This is a genomic window from Methanococcoides seepicolus (assembly GCF_023684405.1).
In the GTDB taxonomy this organism is placed as follows: Archaea; Halobacteriota; Methanosarcinia; order Methanosarcinales; family Methanosarcinaceae; genus Methanococcoides; species Methanococcoides seepicolus.
Map to the genome: position 1 here is coordinate 84,790 of NZ_JAGSOI010000003.1, position 6,826 is coordinate 91,615.

At 45.9% G+C, this 6,826-nt stretch carries 8 protein-coding genes; 7 read left to right on the forward strand and 1 reads right to left on the reverse strand.

The window, feature by feature from the left end:
* Nucleotides 1-106: 106 nt before the first annotated feature.
* The 7 genes from thsA to KDK67_RS01570 all read left to right on the forward strand — a co-directional run bounded on the left by thsA (nt 107) and on the right by KDK67_RS01570 (nt 6,330).
* Complete coding sequence (thsA, locus tag KDK67_RS01540) at nt 107-1,723, forward strand: thermosome subunit alpha (RefSeq protein ID WP_250867094.1); 1,617 nt, start codon at nt 107-109, stop codon at nt 1,721-1,723.
* A gap of 139 nt (nt 1,724-1,862) precedes the next feature.
* Complete coding sequence (locus KDK67_RS01545) at nt 1,863-2,420, forward strand: biotin transporter BioY (protein ID WP_250867083.1); 558 nt, start codon at nt 1,863-1,865, stop codon at nt 2,418-2,420.
* Nucleotides 2,421-2,437: 17 nt separating this feature from the next.
* Nucleotides 2,438-3,247 carry an ATP-binding cassette domain-containing protein gene (locus KDK67_RS01550; protein ID WP_250867084.1) on the forward strand — a complete coding sequence of 270 codons (810 nt, stop codon included), beginning with the start codon at nt 2,438-2,440 and terminating at the stop codon, nt 3,245-3,247.
* Nucleotides 3,232-4,050 carry an ATP-binding cassette domain-containing protein gene (locus tag KDK67_RS01555; protein ID WP_250867085.1) on the forward strand — a complete coding sequence of 273 codons (819 nt, stop codon included), beginning with the start codon at nt 3,232-3,234 and terminating at the stop codon, nt 4,048-4,050. Before KDK67_RS01550 ends, KDK67_RS01555 begins: the two co-directional genes overlap by 16 nt.
* Before the next feature lie 4 nt (nt 4,051-4,054).
* Nucleotides 4,055-4,822, forward strand: coding sequence for an energy-coupling factor transporter transmembrane component T family protein (locus KDK67_RS01560; protein ID WP_250867086.1), 768 nt, complete (start codon nt 4,055-4,057; stop codon nt 4,820-4,822).
* A gap of 18 nt (nt 4,823-4,840) precedes the next feature.
* On the forward strand, nt 4,841-5,197 hold the full coding sequence (locus tag KDK67_RS01565) for an ArsR/SmtB family transcription factor (protein ID WP_250867087.1): 357 nt from the start codon (nt 4,841-4,843) through the stop codon (nt 5,195-5,197).
* On the forward strand, nt 5,194-6,330 hold the full coding sequence (locus KDK67_RS01570) for an SO_0444 family Cu/Zn efflux transporter (protein ID WP_250867088.1): 1,137 nt from the start codon (nt 5,194-5,196) through the stop codon (nt 6,328-6,330). The genes KDK67_RS01565 and KDK67_RS01570 overlap by 4 nt, the downstream gene beginning before the upstream one ends.
* Nucleotides 6,331-6,336: 6 nt before the next feature.
* Here the strand turns inward: KDK67_RS01570 and KDK67_RS01575 are convergent, their stop codons facing one another.
* A complete protein-coding gene (locus KDK67_RS01575) occupies nt 6,337-6,558 on the reverse strand; it encodes a hypothetical protein (RefSeq protein ID WP_250867089.1) in 222 nt (73 codons plus the stop codon).
* Nucleotides 6,559-6,826: the final 268 nt, after the last annotated feature.

The following is a 6,826-nucleotide window of genomic DNA, read 5'->3' on the forward strand; positions in this document are numbered from 1 at the left end:
TAGAAGTTCATTCATTTAGAACGAACAGATTGAGCACATAATGTGTAATATCTCAAATATTCAAATAATTGATTTTCTTTATCAATGCTATTAAGGAGGTCTAAATATCACACCAAATCTGAGAATTCAGGGCAGGGATGCACAAAGTAACAATATCCTTGCAGGAAAGGCAGTTGCAAGTGCAGTCCGCACAACACTTGGTCCTAAGGGAATGGACAAGATGCTTGTGGACTCCATGGGTGACATTGTTATCACAAACGATGGTGCTACCATCTTGAAGGAAATGGATATCCAGCACCCTGCAGCTAAGATGATCGTGGAAGTATCCAAGACACAGGATGCTGAGGTCGGGGACGGAACAACTACTGTTGCAGTTCTTTCTGGAGAATTGCTTTCAAAGGCAGAAGAACTTATCATGAAGGGAGTCCACCCAACCATCATATCCGAAGGTTACAGACATGCTGCAGAGAAATGCCGTGAGATCCTGGAAACTATCACTATTGCTATTTCTCCAGACGATGAAGCGGCTCTGATAAAGATCGCTGGAACAGCTATCACCGGAAAGGGCGCTGAGTCATACAAAGAGACGCTCTCAGCTCTTACGGTCAAAGCAGTTCGTTCAATAGTCGAAGAGGAAGAGGGTGGCTTTAAGGTCAATGTCCTTGAGAACATCAAGATCGAGAAGCGCGCAGGCGGAAGCATTGATGATTCCGAGCTTGTAGATGGTCTTGTAATTGACAAGGAACGCTCACACCCAAATATGCCTGAGAAGGTAGAGAACGCAAAGATCCTTCTGTTAAGCTGCCCTGTCGAGTTCAGAAAGACCGAGATGGACTCTGAGATCAAGATCACATCCCCGGGCCAGATGCAGTTGTTCCTGGACCAGGAAGAGAAAATGATGAAGGAGATGGCTGAGAAGGTCATCGCAAGCGGCGCAAATGTGGTATTCTGCCAGAAAGGTATCGATGATATGGCACAGTACTACATCGAGAAAGCAGGTATCTATGCTGTCAGAAGGGTAAAGAAGAGCGATCTTAAGAGACTCAACAAGGTAACCGGTGGAACAATTATCCAGGACCTTGATCAGATCACTACTGCAGATGTAGGCACAGCAGGTCTGGTGGAGGAGAAAGAAGTAAAGGGCGGCAAGATGACCTATGTTACAGGTTGCCAGAACTCCAAGGCTGTTACAGTACTTCTCCACGGCGGTACCGAACACGTTGTCGATTCACTTGATCGTGCATTGAACGATGCTTTGCATGTTGTCGGTGTTGTCATCGAAGATGGCAAGATCGTGGTCGGTGGCGGTTCATCTGAGATCGAACTTTCACTCAGACTCAGTGAGTATGCATCCACTCTCAAGGGAAGGGAGCAGCTTGCTGTCAGCAAGTTTGCAGAAGCTCTTGAAGTGATCCCTGAGGCACTCGCAGAGAATGCAGGTCTTGACCCAATTGACATGATGGTGGAACTACGTTCCCAGCATGAGAAGGGTAACAAGAACGCAGGTCTTAATGTTTACACTGGCGAGGTAGTCGACATGTGGGAAAACGATGTGATCGAGCCACTCCGAATAAAGACCCAGGCTATAAACGCTGCAATGGAAGCAACTGTCATGATCCTCAGGATCGATGATGTCGTAGCTTCAACTGGCAGCGCGAACCAGGGTATGGGTCCTGGCGGTCTGCCTGACATGCCTGACCTTGATATGGACGCTGCATACTGAGTCCATTTCAAAACCTTACTACGTGCCGGTCTTGCCGGCACATTCTATCTTTTTTCACTGCTTTTTACTAAATATCTGTTTTACTGAAAGTTTGGGATAATCGTAAGCTATTTATCAAATGTTAACCACTCAACGAACCATGGTTAACAGCAATAAACATCCAGGACCTGATATGGTAAGTTCAAATACGGATATCAGAAAAATGGTATATGCCTCGTTATTTGCAGCACTGACCTCTATCGGTGCCTACATCACTGTCCCTCTTGGTCCTATCCCGTTCACTCTTCAGATGGTATTCGTTCTGATGGCAGGCGCAATGCTTGGCAGTAAATGGGGTGGGCTAAGTATGGTAGTTTATGTTCTTCTCGGTATTGCCGGCTTGCCCGTATTCTCCAACGGCGGTTCCGGTCTCGGTGTCATCCTTGGTCCTACTGGGGGATACCTCATAGGTTTCATCGCAGCGGCATTCATCATTGGTTATCTCTTTGAGATGAACGGCTGCAATAATTTATTGAAGAACGGTATCTTTGTAACTATCGGTTCCGTTGTCATCTTCTGTTTCGGCCTGGCTCATCTGATGATAGTTGCAGATATGTCATTCATGCAGGCGGTAACTGTGGGTTTCCTCCCATTCATTCTGCCCGGCATTGTAAAGATCGCAGTTGCAACGGGCATTGCGACAAAATACAAAATATGATCTGAAAAGGTACTCTAATGATAGAGCTAAAGGGTGTAAGTTACATCTATCCGAATGGTAATAAAGTGCTTGATGACATCTATATTCGGATAGAAAATGGGTCATTCACAACCATTCTTGGCGATAATGGTAGTGGTAAATCCACTCTCATACGTCACATGAACGGGCTTTTGAAGCCTTCTCAGGGAGTCGTATCTGTATGTGGGATGGATACTGCATCTCCTGCAGATATCTGGAAGATACGACAAACGGTCGGGATGGTCTTTCAGGACCCTCACTCTCAGGCAGTGGGTGCAACAGTTGAAGAGGATGTTGCATTCGGCCCTGAGAACCTTGCACTGGAGAGCGATGAGATAAGACTGCGTGTTACAAATGCCATTGCAAATGTAGGGTTGGAATGTCTTGAAGACTCTCTTCTCATGTCCTTAAGTGGGGGACAATTACAGAAAACAGCGATTGCCGGGGTTCTGGCGATGGTCCCTGAGATACTGATATTCGATGAAGTGACTTCCATGCTGGATTCGGATTCACGTTCTCAGATCATTGACATTGTACGGCAGCTCAACAAAAGGGGAAAGACCGTGGTCTATGTAACGCATCATATGGAAGAAGCTTTGTTTGCTGATAGGGTCATCGTACTTGAAAATGGTTATATTGCAAGTGACGGCACACCTTGGGATGTATTTCGTGAGATATATGCATCAGGTAGAAAAGTTCCTCCACATCTGGAACTTGCCTTCAGATTACAGGACGCAGGTATGATCTCCCCTGACGTGTTCCCTATGGATGCTTTATCCTTGAAGGAGGAAATATGTCCATCGAGGTGAATGGGCTGCATTTCTCATATGGGAATGGAAAAAAAAGGCTCACGATATTGAAGGATGTGACCTTTTCAGTGGGTAAAGGTGAGTTTGTCGGTATCATTGGTAACGTTGGTTGTGGCAAGACAACTCTCATCAAGCATCTCAATGGGCTGTTGGTCCCACTATCTGGAAATGTGACCGTGGACGGGTTTGCATCTTCAAAAAAAGAGGTATGCAGAAAGGTCGGTGTCCTGTTCCAACAGCCTTCAAAACAATTGTTCTGCAAGACAGTTTTTGAGGATATTGCTTACGGTCCCTCGAATTTTGGTATGAAAGGGGATGAATTGGAACATTGTGTACATGACGCAATTGAAAAAGTAGGTCTTAGTTCCGATATTCTTGGAAGTTCCCCTTTTAGTCTGAGCGGGGGAGAAATGAGACTTGTGGCTCTTGCCGGTGTTCTTTCATCATCACCTGACTATCTGGTCCTTGATGAACCTACATCAGGGCTGAGCACATTCTACAAGGAACGCCTGTTCAAAACACTTGAGCTGCTCAGACAAAATGGTGTGGGTATTGTGCTGGTCTCCCATCATCTTGAAGATGTTCTCGGTGTGGCTGATAAGATCGTATATCTGACTGAAGGTAAGATGGTCTTTGAGGGTACTCCTGAAGAATATCTAAGCTCACTGTCCCTCCCGGCTCCGGAGATTACCGTACTCATGAGGGAATTGAGCTCTTCCGGCCTGGCTGTAAAGAAAACGGTCTTTTCCGTGGAAGATGCTTTCAATGAGATCGTTGGAGCATTGTCGGAAAAAAGGGGCTGATCAGGTGGAAGGTTTCTTATTCTCCTATGTTGCAGGCAAGTCGATCCTTCACGGACTTGATCCGCGTGTCAAGATATTTTCGGTAATGTGTCTAAGTATTCTCATATTCAAATCATCTGCCCTTGTTGATCTCCTCGTATTTGCATTGCTTTTTGTAGGGCTTACGATCCTCGCAGGTTCCGGCTTATCGGGTATAATGTCAGTTCGGCCGTTGTTACCTATCTTTGTCTTTATTTTCCTGATCCATTCCTTCTTCACCGAAGGTGCGGCTTTGTTCAATTCTCAATTCTCACCAACCTATGAGGGGCTCTTGAAAGGTTCGTTGGTCACCGTAAGGTTCGTCCTCTTAATTCTCTATGGCTCTTTGTTGACCTCGACCACAAGACCGGCGGTGATAACTGCCGGGATTGAAAGAATACTTCGTCCGCTTCCTTTGAGGCGGGTGGGTGTGACCTCTTTCGAGATAGCGACTATGATGTCTCTAGCCCTTTATTTTGTGCCTCATCTGCTGTGGTATGCGGGGCAGATAAAGGATTCCCAGCTGTCGCGTGGTTCAAAGTACAGGCGTAATCCCATCTCTGGGACCCTTTCGCTTGCAATACCGGTATTGAAAGGTTCCATGAGAATGGCCGATGATGTGGCGATGGCAATGGAAAGCAGGTGCTATCAGGGAAATTTTCGCACCTCTTTGTTCGAGCTGAAAATGACCGCACGTGATGTTTTGGTCTGTTCGGTCGTTCTGGGTGTGACGGCATTAGTATTATATGCATGAGCATATGTTCATACGTTCATGCAAAGCGATGCTTCCTGTGAGCGTGTTGATAAAGATGCCATTGATGCGATAGTCTCTCATCTTCCAGATGAGGATGCGATACTGAGGATATCCAATATATTCCATGCTTTACAATCGGAACCCCGATTAACAACAATGTACCTTCTCCTTGAGAAGGACATGTGTGTATGTGAACTGGAGCATGCCCTGGGGATGACTCAATCTGCCATCTCTCACAATCTTCGCACCCTTCGCCAGCTTGACCTTGTCAGGGTCAGGAAAGACGGGCGTTTTGCAGTTTATTCAGTTGCTGATGAGCACGTAAGAGCACTGCTCGAACTATCCCGCAGTCACGCTGTGGGGTGTGTTCAATGACCTACCTGGAAACCATTCTGGAGATTCTCATTGGTATCGGCTTAAGTTCCTGGAACGTCCTTGCAGAAGCAGCACCTTATCTTTTACTGGGATTTGGAGTTGCAGGGATATTGCATGTCTTTGTACCGGATGAAAAGATAATGCAATATCTGGGCCATTCCGCCGGGAAGTTCCGTTCAGTACTGAATGCTTCACTGATCGGTGTGCCTCTGCCGTTATGTTCCTGTGGGGTGGTCCCTGCAGCACTGTCCTTGAAAAAAAGAGGTGCAACAAATGGGGCAACCTTGTCTTTTTTGATATCCACTCCCCAGACAGGTGTGGATTCCATAGCCATCACATACGCCCTTCTCGACCCCATAATGACAATATTCCGGCCGATCGCGACTTTCATTACTGCATTGGTGGCAGGGATCGCCGAAGACCTTCTACGCTCCCCTAAGCATGTTTCAGGCAAAGATGTTGAAAAAAGACCGACAACGAACATATTGGAAATGGCTTCATTACCGACACCTTCCTCCGCTCTTTCCTCCTCCTGTGGTTGTAACTCATGTGGGTCTACGGGAACTGAAAATACTGATACCTTTTCCGGAAGGGTCATCTCCGGTATCAGGTATGCATACGTGGAACTGCTTGGTGATATAAGCTACTGGCTTATCATTGGTATTGTTCTTGCAGGTATCATCACATATCTGGTACCTGAGGAGCTCGTTGGTTCCCATCTTGGGGGTGGTATGGTCTCGATGCTCCTTGCAATTGTTGTAGGTATTCCCCTTTACATCTGTGCGACCGCTTCGACCCCTCTTGCAGCGGTTCTTATTGCAAAGGGCATGAGTCCCGGAGCAGCGTTCGTTTTCCTGCTTGCAGGGCCTGCAACGAATGCAGCTACTATTACAATGGTCCTGAAGTATCTGGGCAGGAGATTGACAGGTGTTTATCTGGCTTCAATTGCAGTTTGTGCAGTTGTGGGTGGTCTGCTTCTTGATATGGTCTATTCATATCTGGACATTGATGCTTTGTCCATAGTCGGAAGCGCGAGCGATGTCATGCCCGAAGAAGTGAAGACCGGGTTTGCACTGTTGTTACTTCCGTTGATGGCATATGGGATATATGACCACAAAAAGTGTGGCGATTGATGTTCGTCACTCTTTTTTACAGCGATGATCGGATGGCATCATGCTAATACGCTCTTTGAAATCATTTCTCATCGTATCTTCTATCGGCTGTTCCTTATGTATGGGTGGACCCTTCTCAGGTATTTCTGTGCCCTCGAACGCAGGAATTGTTACTATATTCCCGACGCTATCAGATTCCTTTAACTCGTGATTTTCCCACGAAAAGTCCTCATTTTTCATATTTTCCACTCGATTATCCCACTCTTATCGATTTATCGTCAGAATCCTCTATGTAAGCCGATGTATTTATATAAATCGACTACGAGCTCAATATATTTATGAAAATATGTTCAAGACAATCTTGGACCTTGGTCCTTAAAAGCCTAATATGAGAATTTCAAATTAGCTCATAATTCCCCCCATTCTAGTTTGATAACACCTTCCTTAAAAAAAACTACCAAACAAATTACTACCTTCAACCTTATTTTGTAACTCAGTAAGCACCAGCAATTGATAT

Bases quoted from the DNA above. Each gene is read 5' to 3' on its own strand.
- KDK67_RS01545 (WP_250867083.1), top strand. From the start codon at position 1,863: ATGGTTAACAGCAATAAACATCCAGGACCTGATATGGTAAGTTCAAAT.
- KDK67_RS01550 (WP_250867084.1), top strand. From the start codon at position 2,438: ATGATAGAGCTAAAGGGTGTAAGTTACATCTATCCGAATGGTAATAAA.
- KDK67_RS01555 (WP_250867085.1), top strand. From the start codon at position 3,232: ATGTCCATCGAGGTGAATGGGCTGCATTTCTCATATGGGAATGGAAAA.
- KDK67_RS01565 (WP_250867087.1), top strand. From the start codon at position 4,841: ATGCAAAGCGATGCTTCCTGTGAGCGTGTTGATAAAGATGCCATTGAT.
- KDK67_RS01570 (WP_250867088.1), top strand. From the start codon at position 5,194: ATGACCTACCTGGAAACCATTCTGGAGATTCTCATTGGTATCGGCTTA.